The organism is Marisediminitalea oceani (assembly GCF_003731635.1).
GTDB classification, from domain to species: domain Bacteria; phylum Pseudomonadota; class Gammaproteobacteria; order Enterobacterales; family Alteromonadaceae; genus Alteromonas; species Alteromonas oceani.
Genome location: NZ_RCUA01000033.1, coordinates 46,834 through 72,575, shown reverse-complemented (window position 1 = coordinate 72,575; position 25,742 = coordinate 46,834). Strand labels below are relative to the sequence as shown.

The window sequence follows — 25,742 nt, the reverse complement described above, 5'->3', positions numbered from 1 at the left end:
AGGCAACGCACGTTGTCCTCCATTCCTCGTTTTTTTCCTGCCACTTAAATTACGTTTCGACCGTAAAGGGCAAATAAGATCTACACTGCCTGTAACGATGTGAATAACACATAAAGCAACTCTTATGCGAAAGACAGTATCAGGGCTGCGCAGAGTAACTTTGTGAAAGCTTTCCATACTATTTACCATAATGCACAATACCCTGGTGCAATTCACTTCAGCACGTTCAGGTAGGGGCGTGCTCTTCAGCCTGCGGCAGTGATCGCTGCCGCGGGGGCTAAGAGGTATGACATAATGCCAGACAAAACTTCTTCAATTACTACTCTGAGTGACATGGCGGCCTGCGCCGATTACTCTTTTTTAGCGTCTCTTAAGGCAGACCCTCAGGCTACATCTGATGGTGTTGATCATCAGCCACGGCAGGTATTTTGTGGTCACTATGTGCCGGTATCGCCAACGCCATTAAAAGCGCCGGGTTATGTTGCGCACAGTAATTCCCTGTTTCGCGAGCTGGGTCTGGATGACGAGCTGGCAGTAACCGAAGGGTTTGTTCGCTTCTTCTCCGGCGATCTTTCACAAGCCCCTGAGCCTATGCACAAGACTGGTTGGGCAACAGGCTATGCTCTGTCTATCTACGGCACAGAATATACCCAGCAATGCCCCTTTGGTACCGGCAATGGTTATGGGGATGGCAGGGCGATGTCGGTATTTGAGGGACTGTTTAACGGCAAGCGCTGGGAGATGCAACTTAAGGGCGGCGGGCGAACGCCTTATTGTCGGGGCGCAGACGGACGTGCCGTATTGCGTTCCAGTGTCAGGGAGTTTCTGGCCCAGGAACACATGCATAGTCTCGGTGTGCCCACATCGCGCTCTCTCAGTTTAGTGATGTCGCACGCTGAAACCGTTAACCGGCCGTGGTATTACGAAGGATCGTCGTCTTTTGAGCCTGAAGTGATGGTGGCCAATCCTGTCGCCATTACCACGCGCGTGGCGCCGTCGTTTATTCGTGTTGGTCAACTGGAATTGTTTGGTCGTCGCGCGCGCAGTCAACAGCATCCGGAGGCTATTACCGAATTACAAGCGCTGGTAAGCCATTTGATTGAGCGCGAATATTCCCTTGAAATAGACACCAGTCTGGTTTTGTCAGAACAGATCATTCAACTGGCCGAAATTTTTCAGGAACGTCTGACTTCGCTGGTGGCCAACTGGATACGTGTCGGGTATTGCCAGGGCAACTTTAACAGTGATAACTGCGCCGCTGGTGGTTTTACTCTGGACTACGGCCCTTTTGGTTTTTGCGAACTGTTTGATCCCGTTTATCAGCCCTGGACGGGTGGTGGCCGGCATTTTTCTTTTTTTAATCAAACTGCGGCTGCCGACAAGAACTTTATGATGTTCTGTGGGGCACTGGCGCCGCTGCTTCAGGACGAGCCTGACCGGGTAAACGAGCTGGAAGCCATCCGCAGTGGCTTTGCCGCCATGATGGAAAACAAACTGGCGGGCATGTGGGCGTCTAAACTGGGCCTTAAGGTTTACGACCCTGAGCTGGTAATGTCGTTACTCAAGCTGATGGTGCGTTCGTCAGTGGACTACACTCTGCTGTTTCGCGAGCTGTGTCAGCTTCCCGATGAAGTTTCAGCGATAACAAAGTGTTTCTATCAACCAGCGGATGCGGCATTAAAACAGCAGTGGAATGACTGGTTGCAAAGCTGGCACCGACATCTGGACGACCGCTTTAGTTACGCTGAAATTACCGCCAGAATGAAACATGTTAACCCCAAATATACCTGGCGGGAATGGTTAGTGGTACCGGCCTATAAACAGGCTGAAAAGGGCGATTTCACACTGTTAAGGGAGCTGCAGAGCGTATTAACAGCCCCTTATGACGAGCAGTCTGAAAATATTGAGGCAAGTTATTATCGCTTGCGTCCTGCCGAGTACCTGGATGCCGGAGGAGTTTCGCATTACAGCTGCTCTTCATGAAAAACACCGGATAAAAAAATGGAGCCTTGCGGCTCCATTTTTGGTTTAGCTTGCTGTCAGGCTATATCAGGCACCGATGTAATCGAGGATACCATCAGCGGCTTTACGGCCTTCATCAATAGCTGTCACCACCAGATCACTGCCGCGAACCATATCGCCACCGGCGAAGATTTTCGGATTGGATGTCTGATAAGCGTACTGGCCTTTTGCCGGCGCACGCACGCGGCCTTTCTCGTCCAGAATAATACCGTAGTCGGCAAACCACGGGGCCGGACTTGGCTGGAAACCAAAAGCGATAATGACCGCATCGGCTTCCTGGACAAACTCAGAGCCTTCCACCACAACCGGGCGACGACGCCCTGCTGCATCGGGTTCACCCATTTCGGTGCGTACCAGCTTAACGCCAATGGCTTTACCGGTTTCATCCACAGCAATATCCAGCGGCTGGACGTTAAATTCAAATTCAACGCCTTCTTCCCGGGCATTCACCACTTCGCGGCGTGAGCCCGGCATGCTTGCCTCATCACGACGATAGGCACAGGTTACCTGCTCAGCACCCTGACGAATGGAGGTTCGTACACAGTCCATGGTGGTATCACCACCGCCCAGTACGACTACCTTTTTACCTTTCATATCAATAAAGTCGGCGGCGTCTTTTTCCAGACCCATGACCCGGTTAGTATTTGAAATCAAAAACGGCAGGGCTTCGTATACACCGTCGGCACCTTCGTTATCAAAACCACCTTTCATTGACTTGTAAGTACCCATGCCCAGGAACACGGCATCGTACTGGTCAATCAGATCCTGAAACGGCACGTCCTTACCAATTTCGGTATTCATTACAAACTCGACGCCCATCTCGGTAAAGATTTCGCGACGCAGTTTAATAACGTCTTTTTCCAGTTTGAATGAAGGAATACCGAAGGTCAGCAGACCACCAATTTCTTCGTATTTATCAAATACCACAGGCTTTACGCCGTTACGCACCAAAATGTCTGCGCAGGCAAGGCCAGCCGGGCCAGCACCTACGATAGCCACTTTCTTATCGGTCCAGGTAACGCCGCTCATATCCGGACGCCAGCCCATTTTAAAGGCGGTGTCGGTAATGTGTTTTTCGATAGAACCAATGGTTACCGCACCAAACTCATCGTTTAAGGTACAGTCACCTTCACACAGACGGTCCTGCGGGCAAACCCGGCCACACACTTCCGGCAAACTATTGGTCTGGTGAGACAGCTCGGCTGCCTCAATAAATTTACCTTCGTTAGCCAGTGCCAGCCACTGAGGAATATAGTTGTGCACCGGGCACTTCCATTCGCAGTATGGGTTACCACAGTCCAGGCAGCGATCTGCCTGACCTTCTGCCTGTGAGTTGGTCAGAGGATGGTAGATCTCAGCAAAGCCGTTTTTACGATCCATTATCGGTTTCTTCGGCGGATCAATCCTTTCTACGTCAATAAATTGATATACATTCTTAGCCATTATCTTCTAACCCCTCTATTGCGCCTGAATGCGCAGTTCCGCGCTGGAACGACTAATATGGCCCAACAGATTTTTCACATCACTGGTTTTTGGCTTAACCAGCTTAAAGCGTTTCATGGTATTGGCGAAATCGTGCAGCAGATCCAGTGAGAACTGGCTGCCGGTTTCTTCATAATGCTGGTTGATGAGGCCGCGTAAATGCTCGGCCAGGATGACTTTATCGTCGATATCCATTACTTCAACCAACTCCTGGTTAACACGGCTGTTCAGATCGCCCTGCTCATCGTAAAGATAAGCGAAACCACCTGTCATACCGGCACCAAAGTTAATGCCTACCGGACCCAGTACCGCCACAATACCACCGGTCATGTACTCACACCCGTTGTCGCCAACACCTTCTACTACCGCAATCGCACCAGAGTTACGAACACCGAAACGTTCACCGGCACGGCCAGCAGCAAACAGTTTACCGCCGGTTGCACCGTACAGGCAGGTGTTACCCATAATAGCACTTTCGTGGGCATTGAATTCGCCTTTGCGCGGCGGATAAATAACCAGCTTACCGCCGGTCATACCTTTACCTACGTAATCATTGGCGTCGCCTTCGATGTACATGTTCAGACCACCTGCGTTCCACACACCGAAGCTCTGACCCGCGGTACCTTTAAAGGTAACGGTGACTGGCATTTCTTCCATATCATGGTTGCCGTAATGTTTGGCGATTTCACCAGACAGTAAGGCACCTACTGAGCGGTCGGTATTGCGGATTGGATAGCTTAAGTTGATTCCACAACCTTTAACAACGGCCTCTTTGGCATCCTTAAGCATTTTCGCGTTAAGTACACCTTTATCGAGCGGCGCGTTGGTTGTTTCGCTGCAGAACAAACGAGTGTGCTCACCGGCAACCGGCTTAGCCAGTATGGGCGACAGATCCAGTTTATTTTGCTTGGCGGTATAACCGTCTAACACTTCCAGTAATTCAGTGCGGCCGATCAATTCATCGAACTTACGAACGCCCATAGAAGCCATGATTTCACGGACTTCCTGTGCCACAAACTTAAAGTAGTTCATGACCATTTCCGGCAGGCCAATAAAGTGGTCGCTGCGCAGTTTGTCGTCCTGGGTTGCTACACCGGTTGCACAGTTGTTGAGGTGACAAATTCGCAGGTATTTACACCCTAGCGCAACCATTGGGCCGGTTCCAAAACCAAAGCTCTCCGCACCGAGGATACCCGCTTTCACCACATCCAGACCGGTTTTTAAACCGCCGTCGGTTTGTACGCGAACCTTGTGACGCAGGCCATTTTCGACCAGTGCTTGCTGAGTTTCAGACAGACCCAGCTCGAACGGACTACCCGCATATTTTACTGACGTTAACGGGCTGGCACCGGTGCCGCCGTCGTAGCCAGAAATTGTGATGAGGTCGGCATAGGCTTTAGCAACACCGGTTGCGATGGTGCCTACACCTGGCTCAGAAACCAGTTTCACTGAAATAAGTGCGGTTGGGTTCACTTGCTTCAGATCGAAGATTAACTGAGCTAAATCTTCAATAGAGTAAATATCGTGATGCGGTGGTGGTGAAATCAGGGTTACGCCTGGCACCGAGAAACGCAACTGCGCGATATACTTATTGACTTTATCACCAGGTAACTGACCACCTTCACCTGGTTTAGCACCCTGTGCAACCTTGATTTGGATGACATTGGCATTCACCAGATAATGTGGCGTAACGCCAAACCGGCCAGAGGCAACCTGCTTGATTTTAGAGTTCTTTTCAGTGTCGAAGCGTTTTGGATCTTCACCACCTTCACCTGAATTTGACTGACCGCCTAAACGGTTCATGGCAATCGCCAGCGCCTCGTGGGCCTCCGGGCTCAGTGCGCCGATAGACATTGCCGCGGTGTCAAACCGTGGGAACAGTTTTTCCGCCGGTTCAACTTCGCTGATATCCACAGCTTCACCCGCTGGTAGTACTTTCATTAAGTCGCGCAGGTGAGAAGGAGAGCGGTCGTTAACTAGTGCTGCATACTGCTGGTAATCGGTATATTCACCGCTAACCACCGCTTTCTGCAGGGTTTTGACCACATCCGGGTTGTAGGCGTGGTATTCGCCATCGTGAACATACTTAAGTAAGCCACCATGGGACATTTTCTTACGCTTCAGCCAGGCAACGCGCGACAGATTGATAGCGTCCTGCTGGAAGTCGTCAAAAGAAGCGCCCTCAATTCTTGAGGTAACCCCTTTAAAGCACATTTGCATCACGTCATGGCTGATACCGATGGCTTCAAACAGTTTCGAGCTACGGTAGCTCGCAACGGTACTGATACCCATCTTTGACATGATCTTATACAGGCCTTTATTGATACCTTTACGGTAGTTCAATACTGCCTGCATAGCGGTTACGTCGAGCTCGCCTTTTTCGCACAGCTGTTCGATGGTTTCATAGGCCAGGAACGGATAAACCGCGGTAGCACCTAAACCAATCAGAACGGCGAAGTGATGCGGGTCACGGGCAGAAGCGGTTTCTACCACGATGTTGGCGTCACAACGTAACTGCTGATCCACTAAACGGCGGTGTACCGCACCAACGGCCATCGCGGCAGGGATAGGCAGCTTGTTTGGCTTGATGTTACGGTCTGACAGCACGACAAAAGCGGCGCGTTTTTGTTTCACCAGGTACTCTACCTCGTGGCACACACGCTCAATGGCTTTCTTCAGGCCTTCATCCTGTGAATACTGCAGGTCAATCACTTCTGAATAATAGTGTTCAGGGTTGAATTCACGTAACTGTTTTAAATCGGTGTACATCAGGATGGGCGATTTAAATAATACGCGATCGGCGTAACCACTGGTTTCGCTGAATACGTTTTGCTCACGACCAATACATGTCGCCAGTGACATTACGTGGTTTTCCCGCAGCGGATCGATAGGCGGGTTCGTGACCTGCGCAAACTGCTGACGGAAATAATCGTACAGGGTACGGTGTTTGGAAGATAACACTGCCATTGGTGTGTCATCACCCATTGAGCCTACAGCTTCCTGGCCGTCTTTACCCAGTACTTTGATAACCTGATGAATTTCTTCATAGCTGTAGTTAAACAGCTTGTGATACACCGCCATGGTGTCGTCGTTGAATACCCGCTGACCAATCAGAGAGGCATCCATATTTTCAATCGGCGTTAATGAACGGATGTTTTTCTCAATCCACTCATGATAGGGGTGACGGTCTTTAAGTTCGTCATCAATTTCGGTAGAACGCCAGATTTTACCATTGTAGGTATCGACTGCGAGCATTTCGCCCGGACCCACACGGCCTTTTTCTACTACGTCTTCGGGTTCGTAGTCCCAGATACCAATTTCTGATGCCAGGGTAATGAAGCCGTTTTTGGTCAGTACATACCGCGCCGGGCGCAGACCGTTACGGTCGAGGTTACAGGCAACGTGACGACCGTTAGTCATTACGATACCGGCAGGACCATCCCAGGGTTCCATGTGCATAGAGTTAAACTCGTAGAATGCACGCAGTTTTGGATCCATGGTGTCATTGTTCTGATACGCTGGTGGCACCAGTAAGCGCATGGCGCGGAATAAATCCATACCACCGGCCAGGAACAGTTCCAGCATGTTATCCAGTGACGATGAGTCAGAACCTTCTGTGTTAACAAAAGGTGCTGCGTCTTTCAGATCCGGGATCAGTGGCGTAGCGAATTTCCCGGTACGGGCCATTGCCCAGTCACGGTTACCCTTAATGGTATTAATTTCACCATTGTGCGCCAGATAGCGGAAAGGCTGTGCCAATGGCCATTTAGGCAATGTGTTGGTAGAAAAGCGCTGGTGGAATACACAGATGCTGCTTTTCAGATTTTCATCGGCAAGATCTTTATAAAAGGCCGGTAAGTCTTTAGGCATTACCAGACCTTTATAAATGGTTACCAGGCCAGACAGACAGGCAATGTAAAAGTCAGGATCGTTTTCGAGGCGTTTTTCTACCCGGCGACGCACCATAAATAAACGGCGCTCAAGGTCGCGTTTACGCCAGCCAGCTGGCGCGTTAACAAATACTTGCTCGATTTGCGGTACACCGGTTAATGCCAACTCACCCAGTACGTCGTGATTAACCGGTACTTCACGCCAGCCCACCACATCCAGGGTTTCTTTTTGCAGTTCTTCGTTAACGACTTCCCGCGCAGCTTGCGCCAGTGACTCGTCCTGATTAAGGAAAATCATTCCTACAGCATATTTCTTGCTGAGCTTCCAGCCATGCTGTTCTGCGATCATGTGGAAGAAGGCATCGGGCTTTTGTAATAGCAGACCACAACCGTCACCGGTTTTGCCGTCTGCGGCAATGCCGCCACGATGTTGCATGCGGTCAAGCCCTTCTATAGCGGTGGTTACCAGCTTATGGCTGGCCTCACCTTCTATGTGGGCAATCAAACCAAATCCACAGTTATCCCGTGAATCGTTGGGATTATATAAACTCATTCTCTTAACTCCTTAAACCTTAGACTGGGCAAGGTATGCGCTGCATTTTTAGCCAGAAGTGACTTCGCAACGTCGTAACAACGCGTAATAAACTGAAAAATAAAGAAAAATCAGTCTGCGCCGGTTTGTCGTTAATTATTATTAGTGGATACCAGTCATGTACCGCATTTTTATGCACTATTGCCAAGCGGGCCGTACAAAATACCGATATTGATTCCTAAAATCAATCGGAATGTGTGGGCCGGGTTTTTTGAAATCGTATACAATCTTTTTTGCATATAAATATCAACTGCTTAGGTGTATTCTTGGACGCAAAAAAAATCGAAAAAAAATACTCAATAGAAGCTTGGAAACCATTATCAGGCTTTTATGTCTACAACTTAAGTTGCATAAAAAGTCGTAATATTTGGGTATTTACCCAGTTTTCGCAAACAACGCTGAATGTTTATTTTAAATTAATCCGGCTGCTTCATAGACAGCAGTGAACAAGGCTACCGCATCAGTTTTACCAGGTGGTGTCCGCTGTACGGTTGGATTGAACCTATTATAAAGGCAGGCTAGGATTCCATTAAACCAATAATTACCGCAAAAGCCCAGTGTTGCATAGACAATTATTGCAGGGGAATAAAGGTAAACAGTTACTATAAGGCCATTTTATCGGCTTTTTGCTGCGTAGTAACCTATGCGAATGTCGCTAAGACCTGCTAGGATAGCGGCACTAAACAACGAAGTATTTCAGTTATGCATCAAGAAACTCCGAATGATTCCTGGGCGATACGTTTTGCGCAGTTTGTAGAGCGCTTTGGCACTATTAAGCTAAGTGTATTGTTTGTCGTATTAACGCTGGCATTTACGGTAGGCGGTTCTTACGTCATCCGTGTGAGCCTGGGTAGTGACGTGCAGCCTGATGACTTTATCAGCGCCGTTATTCTTACCATGCTGTCGGCGCCCTGGGTGTTGTACTTTTTCAGTGAACTGGTAAAGCAACTGGAACATTCGCGGACGAATTTAAAAGAAGTGGTCAGCCAGTTGGAACACCTGCGTGAAGAAGATGTGTTTCTCAACCGCGAACTGCAAAACAATATACGTCAGCTCAACCATGAAATAGAACAACGTAAACACGCCCAGGAAGAACGGGAAACGGTGTTTAAGGAGCTGGAAAAAGAAATCCAGGATAAGTCGGAGAAAGAGGCCCAGGCCCGACGCTTGTCCACGCTGTTACGCTCTATTATTGATGCCTCGCCTGATCTGATCTATTACCGTAACGAAGAAGGGCGCTTTGCCGGTTGTAACCGGGTGGCCGAACAGATGACTGGCAAAACTGAGAAAGAGCTGCTTGGATTAACACCCCACGATGTATATGAAGAAGATTTGGCCCGTCAGGTGGTGGCCAGTGATCATGAAGTACTGGAAGCCAATGCCAGTATTACTGAAGAACTGTGGTTACGTTTTGCTGACGGTCGTCGGCGCTACTTTGAAATGCGCAAGGTACCGTTTTTCGACCAGGATGGTACCCGTTTAGGTCTGCTCGCGTTTGGCCGTGATATGACCGAGCGTAAACAGGCGGAAAGTGCGGCAGCTAAAGCCAGTACCGACAAAACCCGCTTTATTGCCACCATCAGCCACGAACTTCGTACGCCGCTTAACGGTATTGTAGGGTTAAGCCGCATGCTGCGTGATACTGAGCTTAACGAAGAACAGTGGAGCTGGGTGAGCACCATTTATGCCAGTGCGATTACCCTGGGCAATATTTTCAACGATATAATCGATTTGGATAAGCTCGACCGCGACAAGCTGGAGCTTTCGCTTAAAACCGTATCACTGCGTGACTTCACCGACGAGCTGAGCTCGATTATTCGTTTACTGGCAAAAGACAAATCACTGGAGCTGATCACTAATATCGTTGAACCGTTACCTAAGCAGGTGGAAGTAGACGGCACGCGGTTACGTCAGATCCTGTGGAACATCCTGTTCAATGCCGTCAAGTTCACCCAGAAGGGACATGTGTCGCTTACCGTTTCGGCCACCCGTCCGGATAACGATATCTCGCTGGTGACCTATGTTATTGAAGATACCGGCGTGGGGATCCCCGACAGCGAAATCGATAAGATCTTTGCCATGTACTATCAGGTGGATCATCCCGACCATCAATCGGCTACCGGTACCGGGATCGGGCTGGCAATTTGTAAGCAGATGGTTGATTTAATGCACGGTGATATCCGGGTTGAGAGCGAGCAGGGCAAAGGCACCCGCTTTATCGTTGAATTGCCATTACAGGTTTCCAGCCGTCCGATGCAGGTGGCACAGTTACAGGTAACCGGACTTAATATTCTGCTGGTTGAAGACATCGAGCTTAATGTAATGGTCGCCAAGGCATTGCTGGAGAAGTTAGGCCAGCATGTGGATGTGGCCATGACCGGTCAGGAAGCCATAGATAAAGCACGGGAAACGACCTACGACCTTATTTTCCTCGATATTCAGTTGCCGGATATGAATGGCTTTGATGTGGCAGCCACACTGCACGAAGAAGACCTGGTTATGCAAACGCCAATCGTGGCGCTCACCGCTAACGTGATTAAAAAGCGTGAAGAATATCTGCAAAACGGAATGGACGATGTGATAGCCAAGCCGGTTAAGAAGAGCCGGGTGGTTGAAGTCCTTAACATGCTGTTTGCAGAATCTGAGGTGGATCAGCCGGCGCCGGAAGCGCCGCCACGTAAGAAGCTCGACAGCAGTAAATTGCTGACCAATATTCTGGACATGGAGTTGCTACAGATGCTGGTGGATACCATTGGCGAGGATATGGTGCGCGCCAGTGTGAAAGTGTTCCACGAAAAAATGCCGGAATATATGGAAATTCTGCAGCTAAGCTTAAGTGCCGATGAGAAATCGGAAGTGTGCGCCCAGGCCCATAAGATTAAGGGGGCAGCCAGCTCTGTTGGCCTGGCAAGAGTGCAACGAATCGCCAATCAAATCCAGCAGGGCGACCACCCTGCGTGGTGGCAAAATGTTCATGACTGGGTAGAGGAGCTGCAAATGGCGGTACCTCACGACATGGAAAAACTGCACGACTGGTTAAAAGAGCAAACCATCGACGATTGATTCGAAAAATAACAAGGAAGCGCTATGAAAGGGATCGGGTTTGTTATCTTATTACTGACCGCTTCAGCCGGTCAGTGTGCAGAGCGTCTGCGGGCAGAAGCGGGTATTGGCTGGGAGTACGGCGTTATCGGCTCCCAGGTAGCCTTGCAAACGCCATTTAAACCATTAGAAATTTTCGCCACCGTGGGGGTTGATGGTTCATCTGAAGCCGGTGGCTCGTTTCGCGGCGGCATGGGGGCCAGTGTTTTTCTCAATAAGTATTTCGCCGTCAGTGCTTATGGCGGGATGAATTCCACCAGCAATGCGTACAGCGGTGATGTAGATCATGAGTTTGGTGGCTCCACGGGTATCAAAATCTACTTTGCGGGTAAAAATAAGCCCGGCGTCGTGCTGGGGGCGAGTTATCTGTATGACGGTGAGGACTGGTCGCCACTGGCCTCAATTGCTTACCGTTTTTAAGCTTGCTGTTGCTGCTGATTAATCAGTGAATTCAACCAGGTTTTGGCGTCGTCGGCCGAATCAAAAAACGCCACTTCATGGCCTGGCATCTCATAAATCGATTCAAACTGGTGCTTTGACAACAACGGCGAGTTGACGTCCTCAAACACTACTGCCGTGGCTACCCGGCCGAGAGTAATTTCTTTTTTAATTTGCTTGCGAAGTAATGCGAATGCTTCGGGAACATATACGGCCTCGCCACGAAAAATGGCCAGCACGCCCCAGGGAGAGCCGTACATGGCACGCAGGTTCTGCATGATCTTATCGTCAGATAAGTGCAGTGATTCTGCATTCCAAGGGCCTTCACCATTTAACACAATCAGTCTGCCGTCAATGGCAACACTTAAAGAGCCGTGTTTATTAAATTTACCTGCCATATTCCATCTCCAGGTATGTCCATCTCCACTACGCTGATGAATGATTATTGTGCGCTTTAAAGAAGCAGATTGCCAGTGTTGTAAAAGAAAAGGGGTGACCAGCCCATGCCCAATAGTAGCTGGCCACCCAGAGAAATCGTAAGCGTCGCTGTGCACGTAACCTGTGCACAGCGGGTTAGTTAAAGCTAAACCTGAGGTTCGGGGATATGTACGCGACCTTCCATCAGAATTCGCGCTGAACGGCTCATCACCACTTTGGTGGCAGTCCATTTGCCGTTAACTAACGCTGCTTCTGCGCCAACCCCAAGGGTGCCGGAAGGGTGGCCAAACACTACGTTAGAACGGTCTACACCGCCGGCTGCATCATTCACCAGCGTGCCGGGAATAGCTGCTGCAGTGGCAATCGCTACGGCCGCCGTGCCCATCATTGCGTGGTGCAGTTTGCCCATGGATAAGGCGCGTACCAGTACATCAATGTCGTCAATCTCAATAAGCTTGCCGCTTGATGAGGTATATTCTTTAGGGGGCGCCACAAACGCGATTTTAGGCGTATGCTGACGACCGGCTGCTTCGCTGACAGTTTCTATCAGGCCCATTTTTACCGCGCCGTGGGCGCGCAGTGATTCAAATTTGGCAAGTGCTATAGGGTCGCTATTTATATCGTCCTGCAACTCGGTGCCGGTATAGCCAATATCCGCCGCATTCACAAAAATCGTTGGGATGCCGGCATTGATCATAGTGGCTTTCAGGGTGCCAAATTCCGGTGTGGTGAGTTCATCCACCAGGTTGCCGGTGGGGAACATATCGCCCTCGCCGTCGGCCGGATCCATAAACTCCACTTTCACTTCGGCAGCCGGGAAGGTAACACCGTCGAGCTCGAAGTTACCGGTTTCCTGCACTTCGCCATTGGTAATGGGCACATGCACATTAATGGCTTTGCTGATATTCACCTGCCAGACACGGACCACAACAATGCCGTTGTCAGGGATACGAGCGGCATCGACCAAACCATTATTTACCGCAAAGGCGCCTACCGCAGCGGTTAAGTTACCGCAGTTGCCGCTCCAGTCCACAAAGGCTTTATCGATAGACACCTGACCAAACAGGTAATCCACATCGTAACCTTCATGCTCGCTTTTACTCAGAATAACGGTTTTGCTGGTACTTGAGGTGGCGCCGCCCATACCGTCGGTTTGTTTACCGTAGGGGTCCGGGCTGCCAATCACGCGCAGCAGCATGGCGTCGCGATATGCGCCGGGTTGTTGCGCAGCTTCAGGCAAGTCGGCCAGATTAAAAAACACGCCTTTACTGGTACCGCCACGCATATAGGTGGCCGGAATTTTTATTTGTGGTGCAAAAGCCATGAGTCTCTCACTAAAAGATTGTTAACTGCTAAAGGGGGCGCATTGCCCCCTGCTATCAGATTAGTTTGCCTCGGCTTCCAGGAAGTCCTTGGCAAAACGCTGAAGTACACCGCCAGCGGAGTAAATGGAGACCTCTTCAAAGGTATCCAGACGACTGGTTACCGGTACTTCAACGGTTTCGCCGTTGGCACGGTGGATCACCAGTGTCAGGGTGTTACCCGGGGTGTGTTCACCTATGACATCAAACGTTTCAGTACCATCGAGCTCCAGCGTTTTGCGGGTAGTGCCCGGTTTGAACTCAAGCGGTAAGACGCCCATACCAATCAGGTTGGTACGGTGAATACGCTCAAAGCCTTCCGCCACAATGGCTTCTACCCCGGCTAAACGCACCCCTTTTGCCGCCCAGTCACGAGACGAGCCCTGACCATAGTCGGCACCGGCGATGATAATCAGTGGTTGCTTGCGTTCCATGTAGGTTTCGATAGCTTCCCACATGCGGGTGACTTTACCTTCCGGCTCAATTCGCGCCAGAGAGCCTTGTTTCACCTCGCCGTTTTCAACCACCATCTCGTTGAAAATTTTCGGATTAGCCAACGTAGCCCGCTGGGCTGTCAGGTGATCGCCGCGGTGGGTGGCGTAAGAGTTGAAGTCCTCTTCCGGCAGGCCCATCTTGGCCAGGTACTCACCGGCAGCACTCGACGCCAGAATCGCGTTCGACGGCGATAAATGATCGGTGGTGATGTTGTCCGGCAGGATAGCCAGCGGACGCATCCCTTTTAAGGTACGCTCGGCGGCCAGGGCGCCTTCCCAATAGGGCGGACGACGGATATAAGTACTCATTTCGCGCCACTCGTAGAGTGGGTCGATGTCGTCACCGTAGTCAACCGAGAGGTCAAACATTGGCTCGTAAACCTTGTTGAACTGCTCAGGTTTTACTGAGGCTTTGACTACCGCATCGATTTCCTCGTCTGTCGGCCAAATGTCTTTCAGGGTAACCGGATTGCCGTCCTGATCGTGGCCCAGTACGTCTTTTTCGATATCAAAACGCACGGTACCAGCAATAGCGTAGGCCACTACCAACGGTGGTGAGGCCAGGAAAGCCTGTTTGGCGTATGGATGGATACGGCCATCAAAGTTACGGTTACCGGAAAGTACTGCGGTTGCATAGAGGTCGCGGTCGATAATTTCCTGCTGGATGCGTGGATCCAGCGCGCCGCTCATGCCGTTACAGGTAGTACAGGCAAAGGCTACCACACCAAAGCCAAGTTGCTCCAATTCGGGCAGCAGGTTGGCTTCTTCTAGATACATCTTCACCACTTTGGAGCCCGGCGCCAATGAGCTTTTCACCCAAGGCTTACGCACCAGACCTTTCGCGTTTGCATTACGGGCTAACAGACCGGCTGCCACCACGTTACGCGGGTTACTGGTGTTGGTACAACTGGTGATGGCGGCAATGATTACCGCGCCATCGGGCATCAGGCCCTCCTGTTCTTCCCATTTACCGGCAATGCCGCGCGCAGCCAGATCGCTGGTAGCCAAACGTGCGTGAGGGTTAGAAGGACCAGCCATGTTGCGGGTCACTGATGATAAATCAAAGGTCAGTACGCGCTCGTATTCGGCTTCGGTAAGCGTGTCGGCCCACAGACCAGCCTGTTTTGCATAGGTTTCTACCAGCTCGACCTGCTCAGCGGTACGACCGGTGAGACGCAGGTAATCCAGAGTCTGGTCGTCAATATAGAACATCGCTGCCGTGGCACCGTATTCCGGCGTCATGTTAGAGATAGTGGCGCGGTCGCCTAAGGTTAAGTGGGCTGCACCTTCGCCATAGAACTCAAGGTAAGCTGAGACGACACGCTCTTTACGCAGGAACTCAGTTAACGCCAGTACGATATCGGTAGCAGTAATGCCAGGCTGTGGTTTACCGGTTAACTCTACACCCACAATGTTAGGTAAGCGCATGTAAGAAGCACGGCCCAGCATAACGCTTTCAGCTTCCAGACCACCTACACCTACAGCGATAACGCCCAGGGCATCAACGTGTGGTGTGTGACTGTCGGTGCCAACCAGGGTGTCCGGGAAGGCAACACCATCTTTGGCGTGCACCACCGGCGACATTTTCTCCAGGTTAATCTGGTGCATAATGCCGTTGCCGGGTGGGATTACATCCACATTTTTAAACGCGGTTTTGGTCCAGTTGATAAAGTGGAAGCGGTCGTCATTACGACGGTCTTCAATGGCGCGGTTCTTTTCGAACGCGTCTTCTTCAAAGCCTGCGTGTTCAACCGCCAGTGAGTGATCCACGATAAGCTGAGTAGGTACCACCGGGTTTACCTTGGACGGATCACCGCCTTTCTCGGCGATGGCATCGCGTAAGCCGGCTAAGTCAACCAGTGCGGTCTGGCCGAGAATGTCGTGACACACCACGCGGGCCGGGAACCAGGGAAAATCGAGGTCGCGTTTGCGCTCGATTAACTGGATAAGCGAGTCTTTAAGTTGGTCTGGCGGACAACGACGAACCAGGTTCTCTGCATGCACGCGGGAAGTGTAGGGCAGGGTATCAAACGCGCCGGGTTTAATGGCGTCAACGGCTTCACGCGCGTCGAAGTAGTCCAGATTAGTGCCTGTCAGGCTTTTACGGTATTCGGTATTCATGACGTATCCTAAAGCGTAGCAAAACTGCCGCTTCGACGGTCACGAAGCGGCAATAAGGATTTAAGCGCGATCTGCGATAGCAGGCACCGGACGCAGATCTTCGCCGGTGTAGTCTGCAGATGGGCGGATAATGCGGTTATCAGCACGTTGCTCCATAACGTGAGCAGCCCAGCCTGTTAAGCGTGACATCACGAAGATAGGCGTAAACAGCTTAGTGGGGATGCCCATAAAGTGATAAGCCGAGGCATGGAAAAAATCAGCGTTACAGAACAGTTTCTTCTCGCGCCACATGACTTCTTCACAACGTACAGAAACCGGGTAAAGTACGGTATCGCCCACATCGGCAGCCAGTTTTTCAGACCAGCCTTTGATGATTTCGTTACGAGGGTCAGACTCAGAGTAAATCGCATGACCGAAGCCCATGATCTTCTCTTTACGCTCCAGTTTACCCATCATTTCGGCTTCGGCATGTTCAGGTGAGGTAAAGTTTTCAATCAGTTCCATGGCTGCTTCGTTGGCACCGCCGTGCAATGGGCCACGCAGTGAACCAATCGCACCGGTAATACAAGAGTGCATGTCAGACAGAGTTGAGGCACACACGCGAGCGGTAAAGGTGGAAGCATTAAATTCGTGCTCTGCGTACAGGATAAGTGATACGTGCATGACCTGCTCGTGCAGATCGTTAGGCTTTTTGCCATGCAGCATATGCAGGAAATGTGCGCCAATAGAGTCGTCGTCGGTATTAACGTCGATGCGCACACCATCATGAGAGAAACGATACCAGTAACAGATAATGCTTGGGAAGCAGGCCAGCATGCGGTCAGTGATTTCACCCTGTTCGCTGAAGTCTTTTTCCATTTCCAGGTTACCCAGCATCGAACAACCGGTTCGCATAACATCCATTGGATGAGCATCAGCAGGAATACGCTCCAGAACATCCAGCAGGGCCTGTGGCAGACTGCGCATGCCTTTCAGTTTTGCTTTGTATTCATCCAGCTCGGTCTGGTTTGGTAGCTTGCCCTTGAGGATAAGATAGGCAACTTCTTCAAACTGACAGTTATTGGCCAGGTCCTTTACATCGTAACCACGATAGGTCAGGCCGGAACCTGAAACGCCTACGGTTGATAATGCGGTTTTACCGGCTACCTGACCACGTAAGCCTGCACCACTGAGTACTTTAGCCATCGTTTTTCTCCTAATGTAATTTTTGTAGAGTACATTTATTTATTCGGACCGACGCTGTGCGGGTGGCAAAACCCGATTGGGCGGCGTCGGCCGGTTAATGGTTTACTTGTTTTTACCTTCCGCGAACAGCGCGTCGAGCTTCTGCTCGTACTCGTGGTAACCCAGATAATCATAGAGTTCCATACGAGTTTGCATCATGTCTGTGACGGCTTTTTGATCGCCGTCTTTTAGGATGGCGGTATAAACGGTTTCGGCGGCTTTATTCATGGCACGGAAAGCACTTAACGGGTACAACACCATGGCGGCACCCCATTCACCCAACTCTTCTTTGTTCCACAGTTCGGTTTGACCGAACTCTGTGATATTGGCCAGAATTGGCACATCCAGCGCTTCAGAGAAGGCGCGGTAGTGTTCTTCGGTTTTCACCGCTTCTGCGAAGATACCATCAGCACCTGCTGCAACGTAGGCTTTGGCACGTTCAATGGCTTTTTCCAGGCCTTCCTGAGCAAAGGCATCGGTGCGGGCCATGATGAAAAAGTCCGGATCGGTACGGGCGTCCACGGCTGCTTTGATACGGTCAACCATCTCGGCGGTTGATACAATTTCCTTATTAGGGCGATGACCACAACGTTTTTGCGCTACCTGGTCTTCCATGTGCACTGCTGCGGCGCCGGCTTTTTCCATGTCTTTAATGGTTTTGGCAATGTTAAATGCGCCGCCCCAACCGGTATCGATATCTACCAGCAATGGCAGGTCGCAGGCAGAGGTGATGCGCTGAACGTCAACAATAACGTCATTTAATGAGGTCATGCCCAGATCCGGCAGACCGTAAGAAGCATTAGCAACACCACCACCAGAGAGGTAGATGGCCTTGTGGCCAATGGCTTTTGCCATCATGGCACTGTAGGCGTTAATGGTGCCTACGATTTGAAGAGGTTTATTGTCGGCCAGTGCCTGACGAAATTTTTTACCTGCGCTCATAATCATTCTCTTGGTTTAGGTTGATTAGGATTGAAGCAACTTGCGTTCAATGTTGTTTTTTGAATACAAAATGTGACGACGCATGAGCATTTCGGCCAGCTCTTCGTCACGGTTTGCAATCGCCTGTACCACGTGTTTGTGTTCATCAAATGCGGTAGTTACCCGCGGCCCGGCCATGCCGAGCTGCACGCGGTACATGCGAATCAAATGGTAGATGCCGTTAACCAGCACTTCGATAAGGTGTTGATTTTTACTGCCCAGAATAATCCGATAATGAAAATCCAGATCGCCGGCTTCCTGATAGTAGGACTCGCCGCCTTTGACAGTTTGAAAGTGGTTGTCGAGTAGGGCAGTGAGATCGGCAATTTCTTCGTCCGACATATTTTTTGCTGCCAAACGAGCGGCCATGCCTTCTAGCGCTTCGCGAACCTGGTACAGCTGAATTAAACCTTCAGGCGTTAGCGATACAATCCGCGCGCCGACGTTGGCTTTACGCTCAACCAGATGACAGGATTCAAGGCGATTAATCGCTTCACGGATAACGGCGCGGCTGACCTGATACTTTGTCGACAGTTCGGTTTCACTGAGTTTACTGCCTGCCGGAATGGCTCCTTCAACAATATCTACCCGAAGCTGTAAAAAGGTTTTATCAGCACTGGTAACCGCTTGTTCAGCAAAGGCTGCGATACTCACAATTCACGACTCACTGTTGGAAATGATGTCGACAATATAGGCGTTTTGACCGAGTCAGTCAATATGGAATAGGGTTTATTGTCGACAAAGCTGGTCAGCGGATAGGGAATAAAATGGTACTAAATACGGCTGACCAGTCGCCAGCCCCTGCCAGTTCTGCGCTCTGTAGCAGGGGTAGTATAGCTGATGATTATTTGAGCAGCGGTACCGTACCACCAAAGTATTATGTCGACGATAAAGTGGCGAAGCAGGTCTGTCTTCCCTCGTTTAACAGTCGGTGTTACCCGGCAAAAGAGTAAAGCCGGGCCGTTTAAATCTGGGTGAGACGATTGCGGCCTGCTTCTTTAGCGGCATATAACGCTTTGTCCGCCCGCGAAATCAACTTATCAAAAGTATCGTCGCTATGATAAGCCGTGACCCCAATACTGATAGTCAGGGAAATGTCCGGCGCGATGGCAGAACAGTCGGTCTCGCTAACCGCCTGGCGAATGCGCTCGCAAATATCCTGTGCCGCCTGGTTATCGCAGTTGGGCAACAGTATGGCAAACTCTTCACCGCCCCAGCGTGCGACCAGGTCTTCTTCCCTGCAATGCTGACTAATAGCATCGGCCACCAGCTTAAGCACTTTGTCGCCTATGCTGTGGTTAAATGTATCGTTAATTTGCTTGAAGTGATCAATATCCAACAGCGCCAGGCAAAGCGGTAGGTTGCGTCTTTTAGAACGGGCACATTCGCGGTGCAGTGACTCATCGAATGCCCGGCGGTTGGCAAGTCCGGTTAGTTTATCTGAGCGGGCTTGCTGCTCAAACTCAGCAGCCTGGCGTTTGATTTCCAGTAATAATGCCGAGCGCTCTTCATCGACTTTACGCAGGTTGTTGGCCTGTTGTTTAAGCGTATATGTTTGCTCTGCCACCTGGGTGCTAAGTTCCTCGGCGCGTTGACGCAGACTTTTCATACGCCAGCGGTGAGCCACAATGACCATGGCGATAACCGTTAGTAATACCACTATCCAGAAGCCGGTTTGTTGCCAGAAATAAGGAGCAATGGTAAAGCGGAAGCTGGCATTTTGTTCGCCCCAGGCGCCTCCCGGATAGGAAGCGCTTACCATAAACTGATAATCGCCCGGTGGCAGGTTAGTGTATTCCGCAATAGTATTGGAGCCCCGGTCGACCCAGCTGTTATCGAATCCCTGTAAGCGGGTGCGGTATTGAATTCGCTCGGGCATCACAAAGCCCAGTCCGGCAAACTGGATCTCAATTCGGTCTGCGCCGGGAGCTATGTCTTTTTCAGTATGTAAAGGCAGTGCTGAACCATTGACCTTAAAGCCTTCGATTACCACCGGCGGGGTATTGGCCGAAAAGCGCTTCAGTTCGGCCGGGTTCACCCGGCTGGCGCCTTTGGATGTTGCAAACCATACCGTGCCGTCCTGAGCCAGAGTAGCAGCCTGCATGGAGCCGCCGTTGGCCTGTGCACTTTGCATCCCGTCACTCTCGCCAAAGAGTTCGTAATCAACCTGCTCGCGCTTTCCGGCAAGGTACTCCTCAATTTGTTCGCGTCTGAAGCGCAATATACCGCGGTTACTGCTTAACCACAGATGCCTGTTCTTGTCGATGACCGCCTGAAAGACCTTATCGAAAGGTAATCCCGCGTCGCGACCAAGCATGGTTAAACGGCCTGTGGTCAGATCATAGGCAACCAGGCCGCGATCGGTACTCATCCATAGCAGGTCTGCAGCCGGATCCGGCGCAAACCCAAAAGCATATTCTGCATCATCGAGGTTACTGATATCTACCGGGGTAATGTCGCCGTTCGGACTACGGATAACTACACCGCCACCGGTGCCAATAAACAGGCGACCGTCATCGTGTAAATACAGCCCCATTACAAATGGTGTGGGCAGGCCATCTTCTGTAGTAAAACTGCGCACGCCGTTGTCGTCGACATAGTTCAGGCCGTGACCTGTGCCTACCCATAAACCGCCCTGTGGGGTAACGGCGATGGCGCGGACTTCGTTAGCCAGTAAACCCGTGCGCCGGTTGTACTGCTGTACAATGGCATCGTCCTGCCACTGCAGGACACCATCAGAATAGGTGCCTATCCAGACTGAGCCATCAGGCCCTTCAACCATACTCAGCACCGACTGGCCGTCGCTGTAACTAGAAAAGTCTACAGCTTCTATACCTTGCTTAGTGATGCGGCTAACGCCCTGGCTGCTACCTACCCATATACTGCCGTCACTGTGTGACAATACTGAGCGAATATAATCACCGGCTAACCCCTGCTCGGTGGTTAGCGTGACAAATGGCGCGTCACGGAGCCTGAATAAGCCGCCATTGGTGCCTACCCAGATGCTGTTTTCCCGGTCGCGGAACAATGAAAGGATCCGATTGTTTGGCAACCCGGCAGCCATATTGAGACTCTCCAGGCCTGCGTCACTATAGCGCAGAAGACCGCGGTCGGTGGTGCCTACCCAGATTTGGTTATCGAAAGCCAATAACACTGATACTGGCAGATCCATTAATTGCGGAGAGAAAATGCTGACCTCACCGGACTGATACTGATAAAGACCTCGCTCGGTGCCAATTAACAAGCCATCGTTATAGGCAGTTAATGCCAGCACCGGGACTTCAGGCAGCCCGGCGATCTGTTCCAGCGCAAAACTTTCATCTTCGCTGTTAAGGCGCACCAGTCCGCGCCCGGTTCCCAGCCAGATACTGCCATCATCTGTGCTCAGTACGCTGGAGATTACGTTACTCGGTAAGCCTTGTTGAATAGTTAGTTGGGTTCGTTCGCCACGGGCTGCCTGACGGTAGACCCCTTGTCCTTCAGTTGCCAGCCACAGATTGCCCTGTTTATCGTCGGCCACACCGTTAATTAATACCCGGTAAGGCTGCCAGCTTTGCCAGTCATCAGGGCGACGCTCACTTAATCCGCCGCGGGCGCCGGCAAAGATCAAATTTTGCTGACGATTCTTATAGATGGTGCGGATACCGACATCCGGCATACCGCTGGGTTCGCCGCGGCCAAACACGGTAAACGAACGGCCGTTGAATCGGGCTGCACCTTCCCAGGTGCCCACCCACAGGTAGCCGTCTTCACTTTGTGAAATGGCATTGATGGTGTTGTGCGGGAGTCCGTTGCGGGTGGTCCAGACTTCTTTAAAGTAATCGCTGAGTTGTGATGGCGCGGCATAGCCTGTGGAACTGAAAAAAACAGTCAGGGTGCAAAGGACTATACGAAAGGCGAGTTGCTTAACAGTCTGAAGACTGACGTACCTGGACATCCACGATTTTCCAATCAACATTCTCAGAGTAATTCCCTTTAGCATAATTGCACTATGCATTTTTGTCTATCAGGGAAAAGCCTGCGTTACTTGCTGCTGAAAGTCTTCGCCCTGCTAGTAAATTTCAAAAGCACGAATGACTCGTGCGACACCGTCTACATGGCGGGCGATATCGACCGCTGCGGTGGCTTCCTGATTGGTGACCAGACCCATTAAAAACACTTCGGAGTCTTCAACAATAATACTGATTTGTGAGGTCGGCACGTTATCTGAGGCCAGAATTTTAGTGCGGATCTTAGTCGCCAGCCAGCGATCGTAAAGTTCACTGGAGGTGGCAATGGGTTGGCCAATCCGGATCTGGTTGTGGATCTTGTTGATATAATTAATGCTGCGGACCTGCTCTTCGGCCTGCTTAATGTCGGCCTGACTCGGCGCCTGCCCGGTGAGTAATGCCACCTTGTTGTAAACGGTCACTTCAATATTGGCCGTTTCGCTAAGGTTTTCCTGCTTTCCTAGCAGCCGGGAAGCGGTATTTTGTGCATTAAAATCGTCCAACTGGGTGCCAGCCGTGCGGCGGTCGTTGGACACCGATACCGCGGTAGCGCTTACCGCGCCTACTGCTACAACGGCACAGCCGTTGAGGCTGCCTGATAAAATTAGTACAGCGCCAACGGCTAGTATGTTGCGTAACAAAGCTTTAATAGCCATCGGGGTCATGGGCCGGGAACAGACTGTCATCAATACACTCGCATAAACAATGAATGACCAGCAGGTGTACTTCCTGGATCCGCGCTGTGCGGTTGGAGGGAACACGGATTTCCACATCATGTTCACCCAGAAACCCTGCCATCTCACCGCCGTCTTTACCGGTCAGAGCAACGATGGTCATGTCTCGTGACAACGCGGCTTCCATGGCGTTAATCACATTTCGGGAGTTACCGCTGGTAGAAATAGCCAGTAATACATCGCCCGGCTGGCCCAGCGCACGGACCTGCTTGGAGAATACTTCATCATAGCTGTAGTCGTTGGTGATAGAGGTCAGCGTTGACGTATCGGTGGTAATGGCTATCGCCGGCAGGCTGGGGCGGTCGCGTTCGAAACGGTTTAACATTTCTGATGAAAAGTGCTGGGCGTCGCCGGCTGAACCACCGTTACCACAGCTCAGTATTTTGTTACCACGGATAAGCGCTTCAACCATCATCATGGCGGCTTTATCGATGGCTGGCGGCAGCATTTCAGACGCTGCAATTTTAGTTTGGATACTTTCGGTAAAATTCGCTTTGATATTTTCGATCATGTAGATATATCGTTTCTCTTAACTGCACAGGCCCCATGACCCTACTGAGCGATGTTCTTCAGCCAGTTGATGGTGTCACCGTCAATGACTACTGCGTCAAGCCGCATGGGAACCATATTGGAATTAATACCATTATCACTTAAATAACGTTGAAACGCAGTACCCATTCGGTGAATTTTTGCCGGGCTGATCGTTTCGGCAGCATGACCATGGCTATCTTGCTGGCGATATTTTACTTCCACGCATACCCAGGTTTGCTGTTCTTTCATTATCAGGTCGATTTCGCTGCCCCGATAGGTCACATTTTTGGCCACCAGAGTGAGGCCGGCCCGTTGCAGGTATTGTTGGGCACGTTTTTCCTGGTTGTGACCAATCCAACGTGCCATACCATTATTCTGCCAATACCTGTACGCGCTCCTGGGTTACCACTGCTTCCGGTAAACTGCGTACTATCTCATTGTTCTGATTAACACTTAGCGCGCCAGTCAGGCCCTCGTACTGTAACTGTGGTAACCACGCCATACTGTTAATCCGCGGTAGCAGGTTGTAGGCATCCACGCCAAAAGCAAACAGGCGTTGCAGTGGAGTAGGGCGCTGCGGCCATAGCGCATCGGTTTGGGCGGCCAGTTCGGGCGCCGGATTGTCGGGCAGTACCCACGGCATGTCGAGGAAATGCAGGTTCTCCAAATCTCGCCACTGGTTGCGCGACTGGGCATAATCGATGGAGCGGGAGGTTGCAAACACCGGCACGGTAACGCCATCAAAGGGGCTGATGCTCGCTTCAATCACCGGGTTAACCAGTTCGGTTTGTTCCGGTGAGGTGAAAACCACTACCGCATCAATATCCCGTCGGTTACGCGCCATGTTATACAGCTCACCGTCGGCGAAGCTCTGTATTTCTTTAATGCGCTCTTTACTCTGAGCAACATCCAGAGCATCCAGAATGCCTTCGCGCAACGTATTGTTGTCGGAATAAGTTACCAGTGTCGGGGCGCTGTGTTGACTGGCTGCCAGGCCACTGGTGAGTTGTTGCCAGCGGGTTAAAAAGGCGTCCTGCATACGCTGATGAAGCGTATTCTCTGAGGCGACCAGCACCGGTGAACGTCGGCCCTGGGTAAATACCCGCTCGGCCAGCTGACTGGCTTCATCTTCTGGGGCTAGTGCGTAGTAAACCTGTGAGCTGAAGCTGGCTGGCAGCAGCTCTTGTTGTTCGCCATCGCCCAGCGCCGGAAGTGAAGCTTCAGGGCGGTTCAGGGTCAAAATACGGTGTTGCGGGCTGAGTTTCGGCAACAGCGCATCGACATTTTCTTTCAGCAGGGGGCCGATGATCCAGTCTGCGTCGGCAGCGGCTGCAATTAACTCATCGGCGGTTGCGCCATTGGTGTCGATAAATTGCAACTGGGGGATCCGGGTCGCATTCATGGCACTGGCATCGTTAAAGTAAGCGGCGAGGATCCCTTCTTTAATCGCCATACCGGTGACCTGTAAACGACCACTGAGTGGTAACATCACGGCGATATTTTCGCGATTAGTCTGGGCTAGCTGGTCGAGGTTGCTCAGGTTGTCCGGCCAATGAGTTACCAGCGGGTGATTACGAAATACGCGTTGATACTGAGCCAGTTGCTGCCTGAGTACGTCAGGCTCAAAACCATGCTCAAGAATAAGCTGACGCAGAGAAACGTAGGCGGGAAGTTTGTTAAAGCGGGCACTGTCCTGTAATTGCTGCGCCGAGGCCTGATTAACCCATTGCCAGGCCTGCGCTACATGTTCAGGATTGGCATCATCACTATTGAGTAGCGCGTTAGCAGCCGCCAACCATTCACCAAGGCGGGCATAATCGGTTGCCATCAAAGCAAACTTTTGTGCCTTGGTAGCAGGGTCCGAAGCGGTTATGGATTGCAGCAGTTCGAGCCGTTGTGCACTGCCTACCCTGGGATCGTTGCCGTACAGTTCAACCAGCAGTAACTGATAGCGGTTTTGTTGTTCCGGTAAGCGGATTTGATCGCGCAGCAAGTAACCAATCTGACTGGCTTTAGCCGGCGCACCGTCAGCCAGAAAGGCTTGTGCCGCATCCAGCAGGTAGCCATTACGTAAATTTATATCGCCGGTTGTCTGCCAGACATCCTGCGCCCGGGCGACCATCATCGCCGGCGTCAGCGTAGTCTCGGTGTTATCTTCGGTTTGCACCTGGGGCACTGAGGTTTTCACCGGGGCGCGGGTGGTGGGGGCAGTTGAGCCACAACCACTCAATAGCAAAGTCACACTTAAACCAAACAGTAACCATGGGTAACATCGACGCATAAACGTTCCGCGATTCCATACAATTATTCCTGAACCGCCAGTTTAACTGACTGATAACTAAA

16 protein-coding genes are annotated in these 25,742 nt (G+C 51.1%); 3 read left to right on the top strand and 13 right to left on the bottom strand.

The genetic code is table 11. The features are described from left to right. Positions 1-294: 294 nt before the first annotated feature. Entirely contained in the window at positions 295-1,983 is a 1,689-nt protein-coding gene (locus tag D9T21_RS11110; RefSeq protein ID WP_123325009.1) for a protein adenylyltransferase SelO, read from the top strand. Positions 1,984-2,049: 66 nt separating this feature from the next. Here the strand turns inward: D9T21_RS11110 and D9T21_RS11105 are convergent, their stop codons facing one another. After that, positions 2,050-3,465 carry an FAD-dependent oxidoreductase gene (locus D9T21_RS11105; protein ID WP_123325008.1) on the bottom strand — a complete coding sequence of 472 codons (1,416 nt, stop codon included), beginning with the start codon at positions 3,463-3,465 and terminating at the stop codon, positions 2,050-2,052. Positions 3,466-3,480: 15 nt separating this feature from the next. Continuing rightward, entirely contained in the window at positions 3,481-7,947 is a 4,467-nt protein-coding gene (gene gltB, locus D9T21_RS11100; protein WP_123325007.1) for a glutamate synthase large subunit, read from the bottom strand. Positions 7,948-8,688: 741 nt separating this feature from the next. Here gltB and arcB point away from each other — a divergent pair. Together arcB and D9T21_RS11090 are read left to right on the top strand one after the other, a co-directional pair. Then, positions 8,689-11,049, top strand: a complete 2,361-nt coding sequence (arcB, locus tag D9T21_RS11095; RefSeq protein ID WP_123325006.1) for an aerobic respiration two-component sensor histidine kinase ArcB — start codon at positions 8,689-8,691, stop codon at positions 11,047-11,049. A 24-nt stretch (positions 11,050-11,073) separates the two neighbouring features. Continuing rightward, entirely contained in the window at positions 11,074-11,508 is a 435-nt protein-coding gene (locus D9T21_RS11090) for a hypothetical protein (RefSeq protein WP_123325005.1), read from the top strand. On the opposite strand, the gene D9T21_RS11085 is transcribed toward D9T21_RS11090, so the two are convergent. The 11 genes from D9T21_RS11085 to D9T21_RS11035 all read right to left on the bottom strand — a co-directional run bounded on the left by D9T21_RS11085 (position 11,505) and on the right by D9T21_RS11035 (position 25,680). Further along, positions 11,505-11,924 (bottom strand): hypothetical protein, encoded by a 420-nt coding sequence (locus D9T21_RS11085; RefSeq protein WP_105936444.1) that lies wholly within the window; start codon positions 11,922-11,924, stop codon positions 11,505-11,507. The genes D9T21_RS11090 and D9T21_RS11085 overlap by 4 nt on opposite strands. Positions 11,925-12,109: 185 nt before the next feature. Next, positions 12,110-13,288, bottom strand: a complete 1,179-nt coding sequence (prpF, locus tag D9T21_RS11080) for a 2-methylaconitate cis-trans isomerase PrpF (protein ID WP_123325004.1) — start codon at positions 13,286-13,288, stop codon at positions 12,110-12,112. A gap of 60 nt (positions 13,289-13,348) precedes the next feature. Further along, positions 13,349-15,940: a Fe/S-dependent 2-methylisocitrate dehydratase AcnD gene (acnD, locus tag D9T21_RS11075; protein ID WP_123325003.1), complete on the bottom strand. Its 2,592-nt coding sequence runs from the start codon at positions 15,938-15,940 to the stop codon at positions 13,349-13,351. A gap of 60 nt (positions 15,941-16,000) precedes the next feature. Beyond that, complete coding sequence (prpC, locus tag D9T21_RS11070) at positions 16,001-17,125, bottom strand: bifunctional 2-methylcitrate synthase/citrate synthase (protein ID WP_123325002.1); 1,125 nt, start codon at positions 17,123-17,125, stop codon at positions 16,001-16,003. A 102-nt stretch (positions 17,126-17,227) separates the two neighbouring features. Continuing rightward, the gene (gene prpB / locus D9T21_RS11065; RefSeq protein ID WP_105936440.1) at positions 17,228-18,106 is read right to left on the bottom strand and encodes a methylisocitrate lyase; all 879 of its coding nucleotides are present in this window, start codon (positions 18,104-18,106) and stop codon (positions 17,228-17,230) included. Positions 18,107-18,130: 24 nt separating this feature from the next. Next, positions 18,131-18,793, bottom strand: a complete 663-nt coding sequence (locus tag D9T21_RS11060) for a GntR family transcriptional regulator (RefSeq protein ID WP_105936501.1) — start codon at positions 18,791-18,793, stop codon at positions 18,131-18,133. 316 nt (positions 18,794-19,109) lie between these two features. Next, positions 19,110-22,103 (bottom strand): ligand-binding sensor domain-containing diguanylate cyclase, encoded by a 2,994-nt coding sequence (locus D9T21_RS11055; protein WP_206427263.1) that lies wholly within the window; start codon positions 22,101-22,103, stop codon positions 19,110-19,112. A gap of 93 nt (positions 22,104-22,196) precedes the next feature. Next, positions 22,197-22,790 carry a BON domain-containing protein gene (locus tag D9T21_RS11050; RefSeq protein ID WP_123325000.1) on the bottom strand — a complete coding sequence of 198 codons (594 nt, stop codon included), beginning with the start codon at positions 22,788-22,790 and terminating at the stop codon, positions 22,197-22,199. Further along, positions 22,780-23,379 carry a phosphoheptose isomerase gene (locus tag D9T21_RS11045; protein ID WP_105936437.1) on the bottom strand — a complete coding sequence of 200 codons (600 nt, stop codon included), beginning with the start codon at positions 23,377-23,379 and terminating at the stop codon, positions 22,780-22,782. Before D9T21_RS11045 ends, D9T21_RS11050 begins: the two co-directional genes overlap by 11 nt. A gap of 41 nt (positions 23,380-23,420) precedes the next feature. Continuing rightward, positions 23,421-23,765 (bottom strand): YraN family protein, encoded by a 345-nt coding sequence (locus tag D9T21_RS11040; RefSeq protein ID WP_105936436.1) that lies wholly within the window; start codon positions 23,763-23,765, stop codon positions 23,421-23,423. A gap of 4 nt (positions 23,766-23,769) precedes the next feature. Further along, positions 23,770-25,680 (bottom strand): penicillin-binding protein activator, encoded by a 1,911-nt coding sequence (locus D9T21_RS11035; protein ID WP_123324999.1) that lies wholly within the window; start codon positions 25,678-25,680, stop codon positions 23,770-23,772. Positions 25,681-25,742 lie beyond the last annotated feature (62 nt).

What these genes read in the sequence shown, in the direction of transcription:
- D9T21_RS11110 (WP_123325009.1), top strand. Translation starts at nt 295, where the DNA reads ATGCCAGACAAAACTTCTTCAATTACTACTCTGAGTGACATGGCGGCC.
- D9T21_RS11105 (WP_123325008.1), bottom strand. Translation starts at nt 3,465, where the DNA reads ATGGCTAAGAATGTATATCAATTTATTGACGTAGAAAGGATTGATCCG.
- gltB (WP_123325007.1), bottom strand. Translation starts at nt 7,947, where the DNA reads ATGAGTTTATATAATCCCAACGATTCACGGGATAACTGTGGATTTGGT.
- arcB (WP_123325006.1), top strand. Translation starts at nt 8,689, where the DNA reads ATGCATCAAGAAACTCCGAATGATTCCTGGGCGATACGTTTTGCGCAG.
- D9T21_RS11090 (WP_123325005.1), top strand. Translation starts at nt 11,074, where the DNA reads ATGAAAGGGATCGGGTTTGTTATCTTATTACTGACCGCTTCAGCCGGT.
- D9T21_RS11085 (WP_105936444.1), bottom strand. Translation starts at nt 11,924, where the DNA reads ATGGCAGGTAAATTTAATAAACACGGCTCTTTAAGTGTTGCCATTGAC.
- prpF (WP_123325004.1), bottom strand. Translation starts at nt 13,288, where the DNA reads ATGGCTTTTGCACCACAAATAAAAATTCCGGCCACCTATATGCGTGGC.
- acnD (WP_123325003.1), bottom strand. Translation starts at nt 15,940, where the DNA reads ATGAATACCGAATACCGTAAAAGCCTGACAGGCACTAATCTGGACTAC.
- prpC (WP_123325002.1), bottom strand. Translation starts at nt 17,125, where the DNA reads ATGGCTAAAGTACTCAGTGGTGCAGGCTTACGTGGTCAGGTAGCCGGT.
- prpB (WP_105936440.1), bottom strand. Translation starts at nt 18,106, where the DNA reads ATGAGCGCAGGTAAAAAATTTCGTCAGGCACTGGCCGACAATAAACCT.
- D9T21_RS11055 (WP_206427263.1), bottom strand. Translation starts at nt 22,103, where the DNA reads ATGTTGATTGGAAAATCGTGGATGTCCAGGTACGTCAGTCTTCAGACT.
- D9T21_RS11050 (WP_123325000.1), bottom strand. Translation starts at nt 22,790, where the DNA reads ATGGCTATTAAAGCTTTGTTACGCAACATACTAGCCGTTGGCGCTGTA.
- D9T21_RS11045 (WP_105936437.1), bottom strand. Translation starts at nt 23,379, where the DNA reads ATGATCGAAAATATCAAAGCGAATTTTACCGAAAGTATCCAAACTAAA.
- D9T21_RS11040 (WP_105936436.1), bottom strand. Translation starts at nt 23,765, where the DNA reads ATGGCACGTTGGATTGGTCACAACCAGGAAAAACGTGCCCAACAATAC.
- D9T21_RS11035 (WP_123324999.1), bottom strand. Translation starts at nt 25,680, where the DNA reads ATGCGTCGATGTTACCCATGGTTACTGTTTGGTTTAAGTGTGACTTTG.